22 protein-coding genes are annotated in these 18,878 nt (G+C 59.1%); 14 read left to right on the top strand and 8 right to left on the bottom strand.

Annotated features, from left to right (window positions below; genetic code table 11):
* Positions 1-74: 74 nt before the first annotated feature.
* On the bottom strand, positions 75-713 hold the full coding sequence (gene leuE / locus ACJ8M3_RS13405) for a leucine efflux protein LeuE (RefSeq protein ID WP_089196624.1): 639 nt from the start codon (positions 711-713) through the stop codon (positions 75-77).
* Positions 714-950: 237 nt separating this feature from the next.
* On the opposite strand from leuE, the gene ada reads away from it, so the two are divergent.
* Both ada and ACJ8M3_RS13395 read left to right on the top strand, forming a co-directional pair.
* Positions 951-2,006, top strand: coding sequence for a bifunctional DNA-binding transcriptional regulator/O6-methylguanine-DNA methyltransferase Ada (ada, locus tag ACJ8M3_RS13400; protein ID WP_042783753.1), 1,056 nt, complete (start codon positions 951-953; stop codon positions 2,004-2,006).
* Positions 2,003-2,716, top strand: a complete 714-nt coding sequence (locus ACJ8M3_RS13395; protein WP_089196625.1) for a 2OG-Fe(II) oxygenase — start codon at positions 2,003-2,005, stop codon at positions 2,714-2,716. Before ada ends, ACJ8M3_RS13395 begins: the two co-directional genes overlap by 4 nt.
* Here the strand turns inward: ACJ8M3_RS13395 and tehB are convergent.
* Positions 2,711-3,574, bottom strand: coding sequence for an SAM-dependent methyltransferase TehB (tehB, locus tag ACJ8M3_RS13390; protein WP_089196626.1), 864 nt, complete (start codon positions 3,572-3,574; stop codon positions 2,711-2,713). The two genes, ACJ8M3_RS13395 and tehB, sit on opposite strands and share 6 nt — an antisense overlap.
* Before the next feature lie 178 nt (positions 3,575-3,752).
* Here tehB and ACJ8M3_RS13385 point away from each other — a divergent pair, with 178 nt between their 5' ends.
* Positions 3,753-4,856 carry a DUF1615 domain-containing protein gene (locus tag ACJ8M3_RS13385; protein ID WP_089196627.1) on the top strand — a complete coding sequence of 368 codons (1,104 nt, stop codon included), beginning with the start codon at positions 3,753-3,755 and terminating at the stop codon, positions 4,854-4,856.
* Positions 4,857-4,908: 52 nt separating this feature from the next.
* On the opposite strand, the gene ACJ8M3_RS13380 is transcribed toward ACJ8M3_RS13385, so the two are convergent.
* Entirely contained in the window at positions 4,909-6,588 is a 1,680-nt protein-coding gene (locus tag ACJ8M3_RS13380) for an alpha-keto acid decarboxylase family protein (RefSeq protein ID WP_089196628.1), read from the bottom strand.
* 1,047 nt (positions 6,589-7,635) lie between these two features.
* Here ACJ8M3_RS13380 and pagP point away from each other — a divergent pair.
* The 3 genes from pagP (at position 7,636) to ACJ8M3_RS13365 (ending at position 9,156) form a co-directional block, all read left to right on the top strand.
* Positions 7,636-8,226, top strand: a complete 591-nt coding sequence (pagP, locus tag ACJ8M3_RS13375; RefSeq protein ID WP_033642007.1) for a lipid IV(A) palmitoyltransferase PagP — start codon at positions 7,636-7,638, stop codon at positions 8,224-8,226.
* A 126-nt stretch (positions 8,227-8,352) separates the two neighbouring features.
* Complete coding sequence (locus ACJ8M3_RS13370; RefSeq protein WP_033651046.1) at positions 8,353-8,841, top strand: DUF2501 domain-containing protein; 489 nt, start codon at positions 8,353-8,355, stop codon at positions 8,839-8,841.
* A gap of 51 nt (positions 8,842-8,892) precedes the next feature.
* Complete coding sequence (locus tag ACJ8M3_RS13365; protein WP_019454261.1) at positions 8,893-9,156, top strand: putative hemolysin; 264 nt, start codon at positions 8,893-8,895, stop codon at positions 9,154-9,156.
* Positions 9,157-9,191: 35 nt separating this feature from the next.
* On the opposite strand, the gene ACJ8M3_RS13360 is transcribed toward ACJ8M3_RS13365, so the two are convergent.
* A complete protein-coding gene (locus tag ACJ8M3_RS13360; RefSeq protein WP_033642009.1) occupies positions 9,192-9,809 on the bottom strand; it encodes a hypothetical protein in 618 nt (205 codons plus the stop codon).
* Positions 9,810-9,915: 106 nt separating this feature from the next.
* Complete coding sequence (locus ACJ8M3_RS13355; protein ID WP_060659897.1) at positions 9,916-10,605, bottom strand: hypothetical protein; 690 nt, start codon at positions 10,603-10,605, stop codon at positions 9,916-9,918.
* Positions 10,606-10,743: 138 nt separating this feature from the next.
* Here ACJ8M3_RS13355 and ACJ8M3_RS13350 point away from each other — a divergent pair, with 138 nt between their 5' ends.
* Together ACJ8M3_RS13350 and ACJ8M3_RS13345 are read left to right on the top strand one after the other, a co-directional pair.
* The gene (locus tag ACJ8M3_RS13350) at positions 10,744-11,526 is read left to right on the top strand and encodes a DeoR/GlpR family DNA-binding transcription regulator (protein ID WP_033642011.1); all 783 of its coding nucleotides are present in this window, start codon (positions 10,744-10,746) and stop codon (positions 11,524-11,526) included.
* 2 nt (positions 11,527-11,528) lie between these two features.
* Positions 11,529-11,912: a VOC family protein gene (locus tag ACJ8M3_RS13345; RefSeq protein ID WP_047572496.1), complete on the top strand. Its 384-nt coding sequence runs from the start codon at positions 11,529-11,531 to the stop codon at positions 11,910-11,912.
* Here ACJ8M3_RS13345 and ACJ8M3_RS13340 read toward each other — a convergent pair whose 3' ends face one another.
* A complete protein-coding gene (locus ACJ8M3_RS13340) occupies positions 11,913-12,821 on the bottom strand; it encodes a LysR family transcriptional regulator (RefSeq protein ID WP_033642013.1) in 909 nt (302 codons plus the stop codon). It abuts the gene before it with no gap.
* Positions 12,822-12,946: 125 nt separating this feature from the next.
* Between ACJ8M3_RS13340 and ACJ8M3_RS13335 the strand changes: the two genes are divergently transcribed.
* From ACJ8M3_RS13335 to ACJ8M3_RS13310, 6 genes are all read left to right on the top strand, one after another.
* A complete protein-coding gene (locus tag ACJ8M3_RS13335; RefSeq protein WP_442514692.1) occupies positions 12,947-13,828 on the top strand; it encodes a pirin family protein in 882 nt (293 codons plus the stop codon).
* Between the two features lie 116 nt (positions 13,829-13,944).
* Positions 13,945-14,571 (top strand): isochorismate family cysteine hydrolase YcaC, encoded by a 627-nt coding sequence (ycaC, locus tag ACJ8M3_RS13330; RefSeq protein ID WP_004928476.1) that lies wholly within the window; start codon positions 13,945-13,947, stop codon positions 14,569-14,571.
* Positions 14,572-14,884: 313 nt separating this feature from the next.
* The gene (locus ACJ8M3_RS13325) at positions 14,885-16,060 is read left to right on the top strand and encodes a type I restriction endonuclease (protein ID WP_033651051.1); all 1,176 of its coding nucleotides are present in this window, start codon (positions 14,885-14,887) and stop codon (positions 16,058-16,060) included.
* A gap of 239 nt (positions 16,061-16,299) precedes the next feature.
* Positions 16,300-16,629: a hypothetical protein gene (locus ACJ8M3_RS13320; protein ID WP_033651052.1), complete on the top strand. Its 330-nt coding sequence runs from the start codon at positions 16,300-16,302 to the stop codon at positions 16,627-16,629.
* Positions 16,630-16,704: 75 nt separating this feature from the next.
* Entirely contained in the window at positions 16,705-17,157 is a 453-nt protein-coding gene (locus ACJ8M3_RS13315; protein WP_089196629.1) for a thiol-disulfide oxidoreductase DCC family protein, read from the top strand.
* Positions 17,158-17,243: 86 nt separating this feature from the next.
* On the top strand, positions 17,244-17,495 hold the full coding sequence (locus ACJ8M3_RS13310) for a hypothetical protein (protein ID WP_033642017.1): 252 nt from the start codon (positions 17,244-17,246) through the stop codon (positions 17,493-17,495).
* Here the strand turns inward: ACJ8M3_RS13310 and ACJ8M3_RS13305 are convergent.
* A complete protein-coding gene (locus tag ACJ8M3_RS13305; RefSeq protein ID WP_060659894.1) occupies positions 17,486-18,034 on the bottom strand; it encodes a GNAT family N-acetyltransferase in 549 nt (182 codons plus the stop codon). The genes ACJ8M3_RS13310 and ACJ8M3_RS13305 overlap by 10 nt on opposite strands.
* Positions 18,035-18,129: 95 nt before the next feature.
* A complete protein-coding gene (locus tag ACJ8M3_RS13300; RefSeq protein ID WP_033642019.1) occupies positions 18,130-18,861 on the bottom strand; it encodes a DUF2076 domain-containing protein in 732 nt (243 codons plus the stop codon).
* Positions 18,862-18,878 lie beyond the last annotated feature (17 nt).

Genomic DNA, 18,878 nt, shown 5'->3' with positions numbered 1-18,878 from the left:
TTCGATTTGTCCTGCGTGTCATTTTGCCGTGACGGAACAGTAAACTGCGGCCGGCGGGCGCCGGCCGGGAAGGATTACGAACTCAGGGTCGCCAGACGGGTGGCGAAACCGAGGAACAGCAGGCCGATCAGGCCGTTGCCGAGCTTCGCCAGGCCTTTCTTGTGGTTGAAGAAATGCGCCAGCATCGCGCCGGAGAAGATCAGCGTGCTCATGTAGATAAAGCTGACGGCTTCGAGGATCAGCGCCAGAATGGTGAACGACAGCCCGGTGTGCGCGTAGTTGAAATCGATGAACTGCACGAAGAACGACACATAAAACAGAATAGCTTTCGGGTTGGTCAGGCTCAGCGTCAGCGATTTGCGCAGAATGCTGTGGCCGCCTTCAATCTGTTGCTGTTGCGCCTGCGCCTTCTGCACGAAGGTGGCGTAGAGGATTTTTGCGCCAAGGAACAGCAGGTAAATCGCGCCGAGAAAACGCACCAGGGTAAACAGGAACGGCGTGGTGCGGATCAGCGAAGCCACGCCGATATAGGCGCAAAAGATCAGGATCGCATCGCCGATAAACACGCCCAGCGCCGCGGTATAGCCGGCGCGCACGCCGCGCGATATGCCGGTTTTCAGCACGTACAGCGTATTCGGCCCCGGCAGAATGATGATGAAGATCACCCCGGCCAAATAGGTCCATAAATTCAGGACGCCAAAACTCTCTAACACAATAACCTCTCCATGCGCGCAACTAACAGGCAGAAACACTGGCCACGCCCGTGGCCGGCCGCGATCCTAACGCCGTGCAACCGGGTTGGCAACGTAATAAACTTCATGTTGTTGGTTAAAAATTGTCGAAAGATTGTTGAAAACGTCGGCGCCGAATTAAAAAGCAAGAGTCGGCGTGTTTCGCCAACGGCCCGTCACTATGCTGGTTAACATCGAAACCGCAGTGAGGAACGGATGATGAAAAACGTAATCGACAGCGCCGATCCGCGCTGGCTGGCGATTGTCAGCCGCGACAAGCACGCCGACGGCCGCTTTATCTACGCGGTGAAAACCACCGGCGTGTATTGCTCGCCTTCCTGCCCGTCACGCCAACCGAATCGGCAAAACGTGGAGCTGTTTGACGACGCGGAGCAGGCGGAGGCGGCCGGCTATCGGCCCTGTAAACGCTGCCGGCAGGGGCTGACGCCGCTGACGGAACAGCATGCGCGGCAGATAGCTGAGGCCTGCCGCTATATCGAGCAGGCGGAAAAAGCGCCGTCGCTGCAGACGCTGGCGCGCCACGTCGGGTTGAGCCAATACCATTTCCACCGGCTGTTCAAAGCGATCACCGGCCTGACGCCGAAAGGCTACGCCGACGCGCAGCGCAGCCAACGCTTACGCGCCGGTCTTACGCAGCGGGAAACGGTGACCGACGCGATCTTCGACGCCGGTTATGGCGCCAACGGCCGCTTCTACCAGCAGGCCAACGCCGCGTTGGGCATGACGCCGAAGGCCTATCGGGCGGGCGGCAAAGGCATGCGCATCCATTTCGCCGTCGGGCGCTGTTCGCTGGGCGAGATCCTGGCGGCCCAGAGCGAGGTGGGCATCTGCGCCATTCTGCTGGGGGACGATGCGCAGCAGCTGGTGCAGGATCTGCAGGACAAATTCCCCAACGCCGAGCTGATCGGCGGCGACGCGCAGTATGAAGCGCTGATGGCGCAGGTGGTGGGCCTGATTGAAGCGCCGGAGAACGGGTTGGCGCTGCCGCTGGATATTCGCGGCACCGCGTTTCAACAGCGGGTCTGGCGGGCGCTGCAGGCGATACCGGTCGGCGAAACCGTCAGCTATGCCGATATCGCTCGGCGCATTGGGGCGCCCAAAGCGGTGCGCGCGGTAGCCGGCGCCTGCGCCGCCAACATGCTGGCGGTGGCGATCCCCTGCCACCGGGTGGTGCGCAACGACGGCACGCTGTCCGGCTACCGCTGGGGCGTCGATCGCAAGAAAGCGTTGCTGGAAAAAGAGGCGCAGCGATGAGCGGCGCGCTGGTGACCCGGCTGGCCGAATTGGACTGGGCGGCAATTGAACGTGAACTCGATGCGCAGGGCTGCGTGCGTCTGCCGGGCGTGCTCAGCCAAGAGCTGTGCCGCGAGCTTTCGGCGCTCTACCCGCAGGATGCGCATTTTCGCAGCCGCGTCGTGATGGCGAAGCACGGTTTTGGCCGCGGCGAGTACCGCTATTTCGCCTATCCGCTGCCGCCGCCAGTGGCCGAAGCGCGCAGACTGATGTATGCGCGGCTGGCGCCGGTGGCCAACCGTTGGAACGCCTTGTTGGGGCTGGAGACGCGTTATCCCGCCGCACATGAAACCTACCTGGCGGAATGCCACCGGGCCGGCCAGCGGCGGCCGACGCCGCTGCTGTTGCGCTACGAAACGGGGGATTACAACTGTCTGCATCAGGACCTGTACGGCGAGTGGGTGTTTCCGCTGCAGGTGGCGTTTCTGCTCTCCGCCCCCGAGCAGGACTTCACCGGCGGCGAGTTCGTGCTGACCGAACAGCGGCCGCGGATGCAGAGCCGGGCGGAGGTGGTGCCGCTGCAGCAGGGCGACGCGGTGGTGTTCGCCGTGCATCACCGGCCGGTGGCGGGGGTGAAAGGCTGTTATCGGGTCAATCTGCGCCACGGCGTCAGCCGAATACGCGCCGGCCAACGCCACTCGCTGGGGATTATCTTTCACGACGCGCTATAGCTTGCGCGCCAGCAGGGTGGCGAAGCGCAGCGAGATGCGGTTGCCGGCGGCGTCGGTCTTGTGCAGTTGGCCGACGTCTTCGTTGTATTTGAGGATCTCCCAGTCGCGATAATAATGCTTCAGCTCACCCGGCCGGAAGGTAAACGGGAACGGCAGCGGGCAGGGATAATCCTCGGTATCCATCGCCGCCACGATCAGGTTATGGCCGCCGCGCACGGTGCTGTCCTGCATGTCTTGCACGATATGCGGGATCTGTTGCCGCTCGAGGAACATCAAGACCACGGTGGACAGGATAAAGTCGTAGTCGCCGCTGAAGCGGTGGGTGTTGAGATCCTGCACCCTGGCGCTCAGGCGGGTTAATTGCTCGGCGTCGACGATCTGATTGAGGCGGGCTATCGACGGCGCATGCTTGTCCCAGGCGGTGACATCGAAACCTTTCAGATTGAGATAGAGCGAATTGCGCCCGCCGCCGCAGCCCAGATCCAGCGCCTTGCCCGGCGCGATGCGCGCCGCCGCCTCAACCACTTCGGAGTGAGTGCGCGTCAGTTCGTATTTCTTGTGGTAGTAATCTTCCGGCGTGCAGTAAAACGCCAGCCGGCAGGTCATGTCGTCCGAAAAGGAAACGATGCGATGCCACTGTTGGGGGGCGATAAACGGCGGCTGGCTTTCAGGGCTAAACTGCCAGGTCTCGGTGGTGGCGCCGTCTTCGGTCATCATGGCGAACGTCAGGCTGCCGCTCAGCACGGTGAGCTTCGCCCAGGTGCCGCTCTGGGTGTTGTGGCGCTGACGAAAGGCTTCCGGCAGCGTTTCGCTGTTCCATTCCGGCAGGGTTTTATAGCAAAGCAACTGCTGCTCCATAGGGGGCTCCTCTGGCTGGGCAAGCAAAGTGATTTATATGATGTATATAAAATACATTTTTATCGATCGTTTGAACATAGCAGCCTGAAGGAAAGGCGCGGGGAGATCTTTATACTGGATTGTGCGCGGCGGCTGGGCTAATTTCAGTGCTGTTCATGTCATCACGTTCAGGGAAAAGATGCCGATACGCCGTTTATGCCACCCGAAGCCCCTCCGTTTGCTGAGCCTGGCCGCGCTGCTGGCGCTGGCGGGCTGTACCAGCAAAACCACCACCACCTCGCCGGCGGCGCGCCCCGCCGACGTCAAAGCGCGACTGATGACGCTGATCCCGGCCAACGCCGGCGATCGTCAGGGCTGGGCTACCGATATTACCGCCGCCTTTGCCGCGCAGGGCATCGAGCCGAGCGATGAGAACCTGTGTTCGGTGCTGGCGGTGACTGAACAGGAGTCGACGTTCCAGGCTAACCCGCAGGTGCCGGGGCTGCCGAAGATCGCCTGGAAAGAGATCGACCGCCGCGCCGATCAGATGCACATCCCGAATTTTTTGGTGCACACCGCATTGAAGATTTCATCGTCGAACGGCCAGAGCTACAGCGAGCGGCTGGATAAGGTGCGCACCGAGAAGGATCTGAGCGATATCTTCGATGACATGATCGACCGCGTGCCGATGGGGCAGAAGCTGTTCGGCCATTTAAATCCGGTACATACCGGCGGCCCGATGCAGGTGAGCATCGCCTTCGCCGAGGCGCACGCCAAAGGGTACCCTTATTCGATCGACGGCTCGATTCGGCGCGAAGTCTTCAGCCGACGTGGCGGCATGTACTTCGGCATTATGCATTTGCTGGGGTACCCGGCCGACTATAGCCGGCCAATTTACCGTTTTGCCGACTTCAACGCCGGCTGGTATGCCAGCCGCAACGCGGCGTTCCAAAACGCGGTCAGCCGGGCGAGCGCCATTCCGCTGGCGCTGGACGGCGATCTGATCGACTTTGGCAGCGACAAGCCCGGCTCCACCGAGCTGGCGGTGCGCACGCTCGGCAAGCGCCTGAACATGAGCGACAGCGCCATTCGCCGGGCGCTGGAGAAAGGCGACACGGCCGGCTTTGCCGATACCGACCTGTATAAGAAGGTCTATGCGCTGGCGGGCGGCAAGCTGCCGCGCGAGATGCTGCCGGGCATCCAACTGGAAAGCCCGAAAATCACCCGTAAGTTGACTACCGCCTGGTTCGCCAAGCGGGTGGATGAACGCCGCCAGCGCTGCATGGCGCGCGCCGGCGGTTAACCCTAAAGAAAACGCCGCCGGTGGCCTGAGCCACCGGCGGCGCGATCGCGCATCAGGCGCTGCGGCGCGGGTTGGTCAGGCCGAAGTTAAAGCTGTTGCAACGGTTGCAGAACTCTTTCATCACCGGCGGCGTGTCCATCATCGGCACTTTCACCTCGATAAACGCCAGCCTATCCTGCCGCGAGGCGTGTTCCAGGGCCATTTCCAGCTGTTGCGTGGTTTCCACCGCCACGCTGAACGGCTGCGATCGAGTATTCAGCACCGCCGGCAGTTTGGCGTAGTCCCACGGGCTGATGTCGTTGTAGGACGAGCTTTCGCCGAGGATATAGCGTTCGATGGTGTAGCCGTCGTTATTGATCAGGAAGATGATCGGCTTTTGCTCGCAGCGCAGCAGGGTGGACACTTCCTGCGCGGTCAACTGGAAAGAGCCGTCGCCGATGAACAGCAGGTGGCGGCGTTCAGGGGCCGCCATCAGGGTGCCGAGCAGCGCCGGCAGGGTATAGCCGATTGAGCCCCAAATCGGTTGGTTGACCACCTTGACGCCGTCCGGCATGCGCATGCCGCCGATGGCCGCGCCGGAGGTGCCGTTTTCCACCACCACCACGTCATCCGCCCGGATGAAGCGTTGGATGCGCCGCCACAGATAGGCCTGGTCGATAGGCGCGTCGCTCGGCGTCGCCAGCTTCTCATGTGGGCTGGCCAACGGCGCCAGGGGCTGCGCCGGCGCGTCTTCGCTCAGATCCAACAGCGCCTGCAGCAGATCCGCCGTCGACACCGCCGGGTAGGAGGTGTTGCCCAGCTTCATTGAGAACGGTTGGATGTCCACCTGAGCGGCGGCGGGAATGTGCTGGGAGAAATAGCCGGTGGTGGAATCCACCAAACGCACGCCGAAGCTCAGCACGCAGTCCGAGTGGGCCATGTGTTCATACAGTTCGGGGCGCGACAGATTGCCGCTGTAGCCGCCCATCCAACCGGCGGTGTTTTCCGGGATAATGCATTTGGCGGTGGGCATATTGGTCAGCGGAATGGCGAAGCGGTGAGCGACCGCGATGACCAACTGCTGCAACTGGTAGCGATCCACCATTTGATCGACCAACATGATTGGGCGCTGTGCGCGTTTGATTTTGGTTAACAGCGCCATCGCCGCTAATTGCACATTGTATTTATCGCTGGCCGGTAATTGCGGTGCCGTCGCCGCCGCGGCGATTTCAATTTCCACATCGCAAATATCCGACGGCAGCTGTAAATACACCGGTTTCTTCTCTATCCAGGCGCGGGAAATAACGCGTGGGATTTCTTGTGCGGCATTTTCCGGCGTAATCAAGGCTTGCGCAACGGTGAATTGTTTAAAGCAGTTCATGACGTTGTCGAAATTGCCATCGCCCAGGGTATGGTGCAAGAGCTGGTGATTTTTCATCGCATGCAGCGGCGGCGTGCCGGCGATGCAGATAACCGGCGAAGATTCGGCATAGGCCCCGGCGATGCCGGACAGCGCGGCCAGATCGCCGACGCCGTAGGTGACGATCAGCGCGCCGGCGCCTTTCATGCGGGCGTAACCGTCGGCGGCGTAGGAGGCGTTCAATTCATTGCAGTTGCCGACAAACGCCAGCCGCTCGTCGTTTTCCAGCAGCTCCAGCAGGCTGAGATTATAGTCGCCGGGCACGCCGTAAATACGATCGACGTTCAGGGCGTGAAGCTGTTGCAGAATGAATGACCCGATAGTTATTTTCATTGATTGCTCCGAATTATTTATCTTTATTTTGTCAGGCGAAAATCAGCAAAAATAAATTGCTGGCGATGTTGTGTCGTTAGCATTAACAGTTATTTAAAGTGTCGGCTTGTTCAAGACAGGCGTGGCAGCCGATGAATAGGCGGTTTGTATTCGGCGCTTTACGCGATTGAATAATGTATAAATAGTGTGGTTATTATGCAGGAGGACGGTGCGGTATTTTTCCCTGGCGGTATATCGACAGAAAAATGGCGGCGTATTGGCATTTATCATGATGCAGAGCGAATCATCCGGTACTTTTGACGCCGCGTTAAATCCCATCGGGTGGCGTAACGCTCTTTTGCTGGTAAAGAAAGGCAGAAGCCGGCGCAAAGGGGCATTTTGGTGATCCACCGCACGCTTATTTCATGAAACCATCGCGTAACCAATCAAAAACAAAAAATTAACAATGTCGCTTTTTTATTCGCGTCGTGTTGTCAGTTTTATTTTACGGGGCTGCAATGCGCGCCGCCTCGGGCCGGCGTAAACAAGCGTCGTTACGGGCGCTAATATAACGTGGCGACCATCACATTCCTTGGGGCCGATACGTAAACTTTTCTCTACGTGCGCCTGGATGGCGTATACCTACCAAAGGGCCTGCGTCCCAGCGGGGCTCGTCTGAGGGGGAAATAGCCATGAAAAGCTATCGACATGTGCTGGTGCTGATCCACGACGAGCGTGATGGGTTGCCGTTGCCGCGCGTCACCCTTCGGCGTTTTAAAATCGACTGTTCGGCCTTATTCTCTGGCGTTCGTGAACCGCCTCGATGTCGATGTGTTGGTCAAGCACCTGGCCCGCGAGTAGCGAACGACAAAGCGGACTTTTCCCACGGTTTTGCCGTCCGAAAGGCGCTAACATGCAGATGTCGGTGCAACCCGTTATAAACCAATGCGAATTTTCCGATGCTAAGTTTAACCAAGGCGAAACGGGCGTTGGATAAATTGGATACAGCTTGATCTTGCCTGGGCTATCGGTAAAAATCTTCGGCCGTATTTTTACAGGAGCTTTACCATGTTTCTCAAACGGACTCTGTTGGCATGTTCTCTGGCGTTGATATTTCCTGCACTGCCTTCTTACGCTGAGGTTAGTACAGAAAGTGGCAATACCGCGCAGGCCGAAAAACCGGGTCTATGGCAGCGCTTTACCCATAACGTGTCGGAGACCTGGAACAATTCGCCGAACCACGATCTCTATATTCCGGCCATCACCTGGCATAACCGTTGGACTTACGATGACGAACATATCGATAAGTACAACGAGCGCCCGTGGGGCGCCGGTTATGGCATCTCCCGCTACGACAGCGACGGTGACTGGCACGGCATCTACATCATGGCGTTCAAGGATTCCTTCAACAAGTGGGAGCCGATCGGCGGCTACGCCTACGAGAAGATCTGGCGTCCGTTGGATGACAAGGATTTCCGCCTGGGGCTGGGTTTCACCGCCAGCGTCACCGCGCGCGATAACTGGAAATATATTCCTATCCCGGCGCCGCTGCCGCTGGCTTCTATCGGCTATCAGCGGCTGACGTTCCAGGCGACCTACATTCCCGGCACCTATAACAACGGCAACGTGTTCTTCGCCTGGCTGCGCTGGCAGTTCTAAACTTCCTGAATTCCGAAAAACGGCGCGGCGGCGAGATAAAAGGAACTTGTCGCCGCAGGCGGCGTCGGAGAGGTATCCCGGCGCGCTGCGCCGATTGCATGCCGTTCTTACAGGAGTTTTATCACTATGATCACCAAACATCGTTTACTGCTGGCTTTGGCGCTGTCCGCGACCCTGGCCAGCGGCGCCACCCAGGCCGCCGGTCTGATGGATTCTCTCAACAGCGCGGCGGGCGAACTGAGCAAGTCTGGCGGCGAAAGCGGCGGCGGCATGTCGCTCTCCTCGTTGACCGGCCTGCTGAACGGCGGCGACAAGGCGTTAAGCTCCAGCAGCATGACCAACGCCGCCGGCATCCTGCAGTACTGTGTGAAAAACAACGTGCTGTCGGCTAACGGCGCCGAAGGGGTGAAAGATCAGTTGCTCAGCAAACTGGGCATCACCAGCACTGAAAACGCCAAGAGCCAGGATTATCAGCAGGGCCTGGGTGGCTTGCTGCAGACCGGTGAAGGCAAGAGCCTGGATCTCAACAGCCTGGGCACCTCGCAGATCACCGAGAAGGTGAAACAAAAAGCCTGCGATCTGGTGCTGAAACAGGGCAAATCCTTTATTTCATGATCAACCCACGGCGGAGCGTTCCGCCGTGGGTATTTTGCATAAGCTGGAAAAATGAAAAAAACGTTGATGCTTTCCCTGCTGGCAGGGATGACGATGTTGCAGGGGTGTTCCGTGAAATCCAACGATGCGCCGCCACCGCCGCAGGTGAAACCGATCGGCATGGCGAACCCGGCCGACGTGTATTGCACCAAAATCGGCGGCAAGCTGAACGCCAAAGAAAACGCGGCGGGCCAGTATTCGACCTGTACGCTGCCGAATGGGCAGGAAATTGAAAGTTGGGAGCTGTTCCGCCGCGATCACCCGGTGAAAAAGTAACCTCTGCGGCGCCGGCGACTCTGCCCGGTGCCCGATCAGAATTGCCGATCGCCTATCGACTGCAGCTGTAGGCTGCCGTCCTTTTGCAGCGATAACGGTATGCGCCAATCGCTCCGTTTATCCAGGTTGAACGGCCGGGAGCGGAACATGCAGCCGGTCTTGATGTTCTTGATTTTCATCACGTGTTCCGCATCCGCATTCATTTTAACCTCGAAGCTGCCGGCGGCCGGAATAAAGACTTCCGCCAGCTGCTGCGGCGCGGCGGGCGTTTCCATTTTGACCAACACCGCGAAATCGTTGCCTTGATTGTCCAGCGTCAGCCGATGCAGGCCGGTTGCGGGCAGGCCGGTCGGCTGATGCAGATAGCCGGCTGACGCGGGCCAGGGTTGCCCGGCATTATCGTGCAGCGGCCCGCCGCATTGCTCACGTGCTTCGCGCTGCGGCATTTCGCGCTTGATGGCGCGGTTGTAATCGGTGGGGGCGGCGAGGCTGAATTCGTCGTCATACTGGTGGGTGAGCAGATAGCGTTTGACGCCGAGCACCCCGAGGGCGACCAGCATGAAGAACAGAAATACCCTCAGGCGATTTTTAAAAATCAGCCCAAACAGCTTCCCGGGTAATTGAAACAGCCACCTTGCGATCGTCAATAACATCGTTTTCCCTTTACGCCCAAGCCGTTACGTCTGCGGTAACTTCGCTTGCCTCAGTATAGCCAAAGCGTTGCCACCGGGCGGCATGCGCCATGAAATTCCTGTTTTTTTATCCTAAACCTTCTTCCAACAGCAACAGCAGCAGGAAGCCGGCAAAGAACATCGCGGCGGCGAACGGGGTTTCCTTTCCGCCTTCATGCGCTTCGACCAGCAGCTCTTCGGTCACCAGGTAGAGCAGGGCGATCAGGCCAAAGGCCAGAAAGGCGGTCAGCCAAAATGCGCCCAGCATGGCCACCGGCGCTCCCAGCAGGCCGCCGATGGGCAACAGCAGCGCCAGGCCAACTATCGCCGCCATGACGCGCAGCCGCCTGCCGAGAAAGTCTTGCAAATCGCCGACGATCGACAATCCCAGGAACAGCACTTCCAGCGTTAACGCCAGCGTCAACAGCAGGCCGGCTTTGGCGCCGGCCGCGAAGGCAATGCCCAGCACCAGCCCATCGATAAAGATATCGACGCCGACCGCGGCGATAAAACCGACCGGCCCCTGCGCTTTTTCGCCCAGCCGCCGAACCAGCAACATTAACAGCACCCCCACAGCGCCGCCCAGCAACACCGCCAAAGGCGACTGCTGTTTGAGATCGGGCAAGATTTCGGCGGCGGCGGCGGCGAACACGATGCCGGCGGTAAAGTGATGGATGACGCGCATCGCGGCGTCGCCGGGGCGGCGATAGAGCGCCACCGCTGCGCCGACGACGGTGGCTGCGGCGGGAAACAGCGTATAAAGCACGGCGGAGGTCATCGCGTCATAATCCCTTATCTGTGATGTCACTTTCAGTCTAGACGAGCGCCGCCGCTTGAGTGTTGCCAAAAAAGTGTTTGTTCGATTGTGTACGTTTGTGTACATTCATGATCACTTTAGCATCGCCGGATTGACATGATGTCCAAACTGTTACCGAATGAGCGCCATCAGGCCATTCTCGACACGCTCCGCCAACAGGGGCGAGTGCTGGCTCTGGAGATGGCGCAGCGGCTGAATACCACCGAAGCGACCATCCGCCGCGATCTGCGTCAGCTGGCGGCGCAAAATCTGTGCAAACGCATCTATGGCGGTGCGCTGGCGCCGACGCCGGCCGAAGGCCCCGTTGCGGCGCGCATTGCCCTCAGCGGTGATGAGAAGCTGGCGCTGGCGCAGACCGCGCTGGGGGTGATCGGCGAAGAACAGCTGATCTTCCTCGATGCCGGCAGCACCCACCTGTATCTGGCGGATCTGTTGCCGCGCGATCGGCGTTTGACGGTGGTAACCAATGCGTTGAGCATCGCCGGCAAAATGCTGGAACGGCCGGGGATCCGCACCATCCTGATCGGCGGCGAACTGGATGCGCAGGTCGGCGGCTGCGTGGACGCCAAGGCGGCGGAAGAGATCGACGGATTTCATTTCGATCTGGTGTTCACCGGCATTTGCGCCTACGACCCGGCCGGCGGCTTCTCCGCGTTGAGTTACCAGGACGCCACGTTCAAAAAGCGGTTGCTGACGCGCGCCGGCAGCGTGGCGGTGCTGTGCACCCGCGACAAACTCAATACCTACGCCCCTTACCCCTTCCTGCCCGCCGGGCGGGTGGATCATCTGGTGACGGCGCGCGGTGCGCACCCGCAGCTTGAGCAGCAGGTGGCGCAGGGCGGCGGCCAGATCTGGCACAGCGATTTATCGACCGGAGAATGATGATGAAAATAGCCCATGTTGCCCTGTGGACCTGTGACATCGACGCGCAGCTGGCGTTCTGGCAGCGCTATTTCAACGGTGAAGCGGGAGAGGAGTACGTCAGCCGCAATCGGCCGGGGTTCGTTTCCCGCTTCGTCAATCTGGCGGCCGGGCCGACGCTGGAGATCATGCGCGTGCCGACGTTGCTGCCGGCGCAGGCGCAGGAGGAGCGGGTGGGCTGGGCGCACATCGCGCTGTCGCTGGGGGATGAGCGGCAGGTCGATCGGTTGGCGCAGCGCGCACGGCAGGAGGGCATCTTGCTGTCCGCGCCGCGCTGGACCGGCGACGGCTTCTACGAGGCCGTCATTCGCGATCCGGATGGCAACGCGATCGAAATCACCGCCTGATCACTCTTCTTCAATGCTGGCGAACTGCTCCCCCAGATAGTCGAGCAGCAGCCGCACCGCCGGCAGCAGGCCGCGGCGCGACGGGTAGACCGCGTGCACCACGCCGCCCTGTGGCTGCCAGCCCGGCAACAGTTGCACCAGCTCGCCGCGCAGCATGTCGTCGCGCATCATCATCGCCGGCAGTTGTACGATGCCGGCGCCGGCGATGGCGGCGGTGCGCAGCATCAGCATGTCGTCGGTGACCAGCCGCGGCGAGTGCTCCCACTCCACCCGTTCACCCTGTGGGCCGGTCAGCCGCCATTGGTGCTGAGCGCGCGCCGGGCCGAGATCGAGCGTCGGGTATTTACGCAGGTCTTCCGGCGTTTGCGCCGGCCCGAGGGTGCGCACCAGCGCCGGGCTGGCGGCGACGCACCAGGTGCGCTGCGCGAGGATCTTCAGCACCAGATCGCTGTCCTCCAGCGGCGGCGGCCGCACGCGGATCGCCAGATCCAACCCTTCCCCCACCACGTCCACCCGGCGGTTGGTGGCCTCCAGATGCACCGTCACCTTGGGATAATCGGCCATAAAGGCTGCCACCATGCTGCCGACGCGAGTGTGCAGGATCGCCACCGGGCAGGACATGCGCACCGTGCCGCAGGGCTCGGCGCGCGTCTGTTCGATCGCCTGCTGCGCGGCTTCCGCTTCCACCAGCATCGCCTTGCAGTGCGCGTAATAGGTTTGGCCGAGTTCGGTCACCGAGAAGCGCCGCGTCGAGCGCTGGATCAGGCGCACGCCCAACCGCTCTTCCAGCAGCGCCACGCGGCGGCTGAGTTTGGATTTGGGAATGCCCAGCGCCCGGCCGGCGGGGGCGAATCCCTGGTGATCGACCACGCTGGCGAAGAAAAACAGGTCGTTCAGATCGGTCAGCATCGCATCCCTTATCGTTCTACCAGTAGAACGCTGAGTGTACATCTTGCCTACTACTGCAGCAAACCCCGGCGGATTAAACTTCTGACATCAACTTAAGGCCGTGAGGTCTGAAACGGGAGTTCAAGATGAAAAAAATCCTCGGTATTCACAACAGCCCGGAAGCACATTGGGTCGGTAACGGTTTCCTGGTGAATTCGCTGTTCTCTTATAACGATTTGGGAGCGGAAATGAGCCCGTTCCTGCTGCTGGATCACGCAGCGCCAACCAAATTCCGCTCCGCCTCCGGCACCCGTGGCGTGGGTCAACACCCGCATCGCGGGTTTGAAACGGTGACCATCGTCTATCAGGGCGAAGTGGAACACCGCGACTCGACCGGCAGCGGCGGGGTGATTGGCCCCGGCGACGTCCAGTGGATGACCGCCGCCTCCGGCATTCTGCACGAAGAGTTCCATTCGCGGGACTTCTCGCGCAAGGGCGGCACCATGGAAATGGTGCAGCTGTGGGTCAACCTGCCGGCCAAGGACAAAATGGCCGAGCCGGGCTATCAGACGCTGCTGAACGCCGATATTCCGGTGGTTCCTCTGGCGGACGGCGCAGGGCAGGTGCGGGTGATCGCCGGTGACTTTGGCGGCCACGCCGGCCCGGCGCGCACCTTCAGCCCGCTTAACGTGTGGGATATGAAGCTGAATGCCGGCCATACCACCACGCTGACGGTGAAAGAAGGCCATACGCTGGCGCTGGTGATGCTGCACGGCGCGATCCTGGTTAACGGCGAAGACGTGGTGCGCGAAACCCAAATGGTGCGTTTCGACCGGGCGGGGGATTCGATCACCATCGAAGCCAACAACGACGTCGCGCTGTTGGTGCTGAGCGGCGAACTGATCGATGAGCCTATCGTCGGCTACGGCCCGTTCGTCATGAACAGCGACGCGGAAATCCAGCAGGCGTTCCGCGATTTCAACAGCGGCAAGTTCGGCAGCATGAACGCCGAAGCGAGCGCCGGTTGAACCTTGGCGCCTGGGGCGGACAGTGTTCCCCGGCTCAGGCGCTACACTTAAACCTCAACGCCCCGCCCTGCGGCGGGGCGTTTCATCCGCAACATCAACCCCACAGGAGTAAAACCATGACTGCAAATTACAAGCGCCTCGACAAAGACCAGGCCGCCGTATTGCTGGTGGATCATCAGGCAGGGCTGCTTTCGCTGGTGCGTGATATCGATCCCGATCGGTTTAAAAACAACGTGCTGGCGCTGGGTGATTTAGCGAAGTACTTCAACCTGCCGACCATTCTTACCACCAGTTTCGAAAACGGCCCCAATGGCCCGCTGGTGCCCGAACTGAAAGCCCAATTCCCCGATGCTCCCTTCATTCCTCGCCCTGGCCAGATCAACGCCTGGGACAACGACGATTTCGTCAAGGCGGTAAAAGCCACCGGCCGCAAGCAGCTGATCATCGCCGGCGTAGTGACCGAAGTGTGCGTGGCATTCCCGGCGCTGTCGGCGCTCAATGAAGGTTTCGAGGTCTTTGTGGTGACCGACGCCTCTGGCACCTTCAATGAGCTGACGCGTCAGTCGGCCTGGAGCCGCATGGAGGCCGCCGGCGCGCAGCTGATGACCTGGTTCGGCGTCGCCTGCGAGCTGCACCGCGACTGGCGCAACGACATCGAAGGCCTGGGCACGCTGTTCTCCAACCATATCCCGGACTACCGCAATCTGATGACCAGCTACAACACGCTGACGAACGGCAAGTAACGCGATAGATGGGCAGTATTTGCTGCCCATCATTTGTATTTGGATTCTGTATAAATATCAGTACCAGCAATGGTTCACTCGCTATAAATTCCCATCTTTTAATACTTCTCTCTTTTTTTATTGTGATCGACTTTAGGTCTTTTTGTTCCCATTTTGATTAAGGCTATTTGTTCTGCTATATAACTAATAATTAATGCTAATTCTATTAAATATTGACGGAGTTCTATTTAAGAGCCCCGCTTTGTTGCAAGAAAAGCGCTTTTGAACGTGTAATTTAAGACTACAGCGATTTAACACAGCAGAGGGATGATTGATGAATGCATTCAGAGATAAGCTTAAGGCCCATGTTCTTCATGTGGCCTCGGTAGGTCAGCATTGCAATACTGAGGAAACGACTAAGCAGGCATTAATTTTGCCGTTATTAGAAACCCTAGGCTTTCATCCATATGATCCTACTAAGGTGAAGGCAGAGTATGGTGCTGATTTTCCAGGTGTTAAGGTGGGTGAGCGCGTTGATTACGCCCTTTTTTGCCATGCGGTTCCCGTCATGTTCATCGAGGCGAAGTCCTTCAATCAAAATTTGTCAAATCATAGCCCCCAGCTATCTCGCTATTTTAATGCGACACCGGAGGTTACGGTTTCTGCAATAACCAATGGGAAAGAATGGCGATTTTTCACCGATCTGAAAGATAAAAACATCATGGATGATACACCATTCTTGAAGATAGATTTTAATAATCTAAACGATTCTGATATTGATCAGCTCTATCGATTTAGGCACGACCAATTTCAGCCGGAAGCGCTGCGGACATTAGCTGAAGAAAGCATCTATCTGACTTCATTTACAAAAACTATCAGCGCCAGTCTTCGAGATGTTGATTCTGATTTTGTTCGCTATGTAGCAAGTCGCTCTAACGTTCAGCGTCAGCTAAACCAACGATTTTTGGACACAATAACGCCATTGGTTCGTTTGGCTGTTGAAAAAGCGGTGAGTGCGATGGTCGTTTCTGGTCTGTCAGTGACGTCGGAAAATGTTGTAGCGTCTGAGTCACCAGATGAAGGTGAAGCGCAAAACAGACCGGATCCGCTCGCCCCGATCGTTGATCCCGATAATAGTAAAATAGTGACGACCTTTGCAGAAAGGTGCTTGTTTGACAATGTGGCGATGATCTTGGGCACTGAGGCAGAGCTGATTGCGAAAGACACGGAAAGCTATTACAGCATCCTCTTTCAAGGGAAGACGACGCGATGGGTTCTGCGCTATTTCGACAATAAGCAACGTCCAACCATTTTGCTTCCGCTTGAGATAGACGAGGCCAGACAGGCTGAGATAACTCGCGCCGGCCTGGAGTTGGCTGCAGGGGGGCATATCATTATCGACCGTCCGGAAAATATTTTGCGGCTAACGGGTTTGATCGTTGATTCTTACCAATATTGTATTAATGACGAAAACTTTAGGCAGAAGAGAAAAGATAAGCAGGAAAGTTAGTCCATACCCACTTTAAGCCGTTGATTGGCAAAAGAACATGAAGAGCTTTCCACGCAGGGCGGCATGTGTCGTGCGGAAAGTGGGAAAGATCGGAATGCTTACCAAATCTTCTGTTTTCATCACGTTAGACGCGGGATGTAAGCAAAGCGCAGCGGGGCGAAAAGGTAGCGAAAAGCGGCTTTCTCATGGGCCGGGGGCGGGGTAGCGTAATCCCGAACCCGGCAAATGAGGCTAATTCAATGAAACAAGCAATCAAGATCCTGGCGCTGCCCTGCATGGGCATGGCGCTGTTGTTCAGCGCGAGCGCGATGTCTGCCCCCGAGGCGCCTGCGGCCAAAGCGTTGCCGCCTGTGGCGGATGAACCGATGCGCATGCCGCCTTTCCCGGGCGGGCACCCGCCCAAGCCGGGGTTCTGCCGCGGCGGTGAGCTGTTCTGCGCCACCTCGGCCAGCGACAATCCGGTGGAAACCATCAACAAACTGACGGCGGTGATCCCGGCGGGCAGCGCCAAACATTACGAAGTGCGCGTCGCGGTGGTGGCGGTGCCTGACGCACCGCCCGCGCCTTAACACGCCCCGTCATCCCGCTCTGGCCTGGGCGCACCAGGCGCGTTAGGCTAAGGCGAGCATTTTTCGGGAGGCGGGATGACCCCTTTATCACAGCTGCCTTATCTGCAGCCCGGCGATCGCGCGTTGTTGTTCGACGGCGAATGCAACCTGTGTCATGGGCTGGTGAGATACCTTGTTCGCGCCGATCGGCAGCGGCGCATTCTGTTGGCGACGGTGCAATCCGTCGAAGGACAGGCGATCCTGCAGGCGCTGGGATTGCCGACCGACCGTTTCGATTCCGTGGTCTATGTGGAACAGGGGCGCTGTTGGCTGCGTTCGGCGGCGTTGTTTCGGGCGCTGCGCCAAGTGGAATGGCCGTACCGCGCGCTGGCGCTGGCGCGTTGCTTGCCGCCGCGACTGGCGGACAAGATCTACGATGCGGTCGCCGGCAATCGCTACCGGCTGTTTGGCCGCAACGACGGCAGCGGCCTGCCGGGTGCCGACCAGCCCGGGCGCTATCTGCCTCGGCGGCGGGAGCCGCCGGCCTGAGCTTTACGCTTCTTTACCATCCAACCGCTTGAAATATCAGCACTCCAGCTCCATATAATGGGTCATTCAGCCAACAAGGAGCGCGTATGGGAATCAGTGAAGAAGAGCACATCCGCCGTTTGACCCAAGAGAAAAACGACATGGGCAATACGGCGAAATGGGTGGCGATCGTTTCCGCCGTCTACTTTGCCTTGATGGTGTTTTATGGCCATCCAACCGGCGTATTGGCGATGTCGGGCGCGGTATTCATTGTCTCTACCGCCACCTGGTTGAAAAAGCGCCAGAAGGTCAAATCTTACCGCATGGCGTTGGCCAAAATCAGCGACGATCAGCCCTGATAGTCGCAGCGCTTTAGCGTATACACCAGGCTCGGCGCCGCGCCGGGCACGTCATCCAGTGTATCCACCCGCTGCATGCCGATCTTTTCCAGCACTCGCCACGACGCCTGATTCTCCGCACGCACAATGGCGGAAATCTCCTCCAGCGCCAATCCGACAAAACCGTATTGCAGCGATGCCCGCGCCATCTCGGTGGCCAATCCCATGCCCCAAACGCGAGTATCGAAGCGATAGCCGAGGTTCACGGTGCGCTGCGCCCCGAGCGGTTTCCGGGACAATCCGCCAAAGCCGATAATCCAATCCGGCCGTTCGCGCAGAGCGATCGCCCAGGAACCGTAACCGTGTTGTTGCCACCCGGAAATCCTCTCTTGCAGCGCCGCTGCGGCCTGCGCTTCGCTGGTGAGTGGACCGGCGGGATTGAAACGCTGCGTTTGCGGATCGCCGAAGATGGCGTAGAAACGCGCGAGATCCGCCATCACCGGTGGGCGCATCTGCAGGCGTTCGCTGAAGAAAGGAGTGGAAGGATTAAAGCTTGTCATCGTTTCTCTCTGCTGGATAAATGAACAGTGTTCACTGTAGACCAGAATGGCGAAACGGGAAATCCCCCTCTGCGGGTGAGAGGGGGCGAAGGGAATTACAGGAAGGAGTCGTCGTCGTCGCTGTAATCGTCGTCGGCGTAGTCCGTGTCGTCCTGATAGTTGGCGTTCTGGAAGCCGTTGTCCTGGTTGAGGAAGCTACCGCCATCGCCGTTGTTGAAGGTATCCAGGTTGTTGGAGGCGTCGAAATTGCGCATTGCGCTGTCGTCCAGCGGCGCCGGGGTTTCCTCGATAATATTTACGATTTCCTGTGGTTGTGAATGGCGGAACATGCCGGTCAGCATGTCGGCCAATACTACGCCGCCGGCGACGCCCGCCGCCGTTTGCAAGGCGCCTCCCAGAAAGCCGCCGGCGCGTGAAGGCGCCGCCTGCTGCGGTGGGGCATAGGCCGGTTGCTGCGGCTGCTGCGCGTTGTTCCAGGCCGCCGTATTTTGCTGCTGCGCCTGATACTGTTCGCGCGGGCTTGGCGTACTGCGGCTGCCGCCGCCGAACAGGCCGGCCAGGAAGCCGCCGCTGCTCTGCTGGCCGTTGGCGGTTTGCTGCAGCTGCGCCACCTGGGCCTCCAGCTCTTTGACCCGCTGATCCATCTGCTTGAGCGCCGCTTCCTGAATAATCATCGCCTGCGCCATGTAATAAGGGGCGGAAGGCTGCTCGCGAATATGCTGGTTGATTTGCTGCTCTGCCTGGAGATCCCGTGGGCCCGTCTTGGTCTCGGCTTCTTTCAGGCGGCCAAACAGACCATCGATAAGGCGTTGTTCTTCGGATTGCATAGGAGTACCTCAGGAGA

It is taken from the genome of Serratia sp. CY55921, assembly GCF_052167655.1.
GTDB classification, from domain to species: domain Bacteria; phylum Pseudomonadota; class Gammaproteobacteria; order Enterobacterales; family Enterobacteriaceae; genus Serratia; species Serratia ureilytica.
This window is presented reverse-complemented; position numbering and strand designations above follow the sequence as displayed.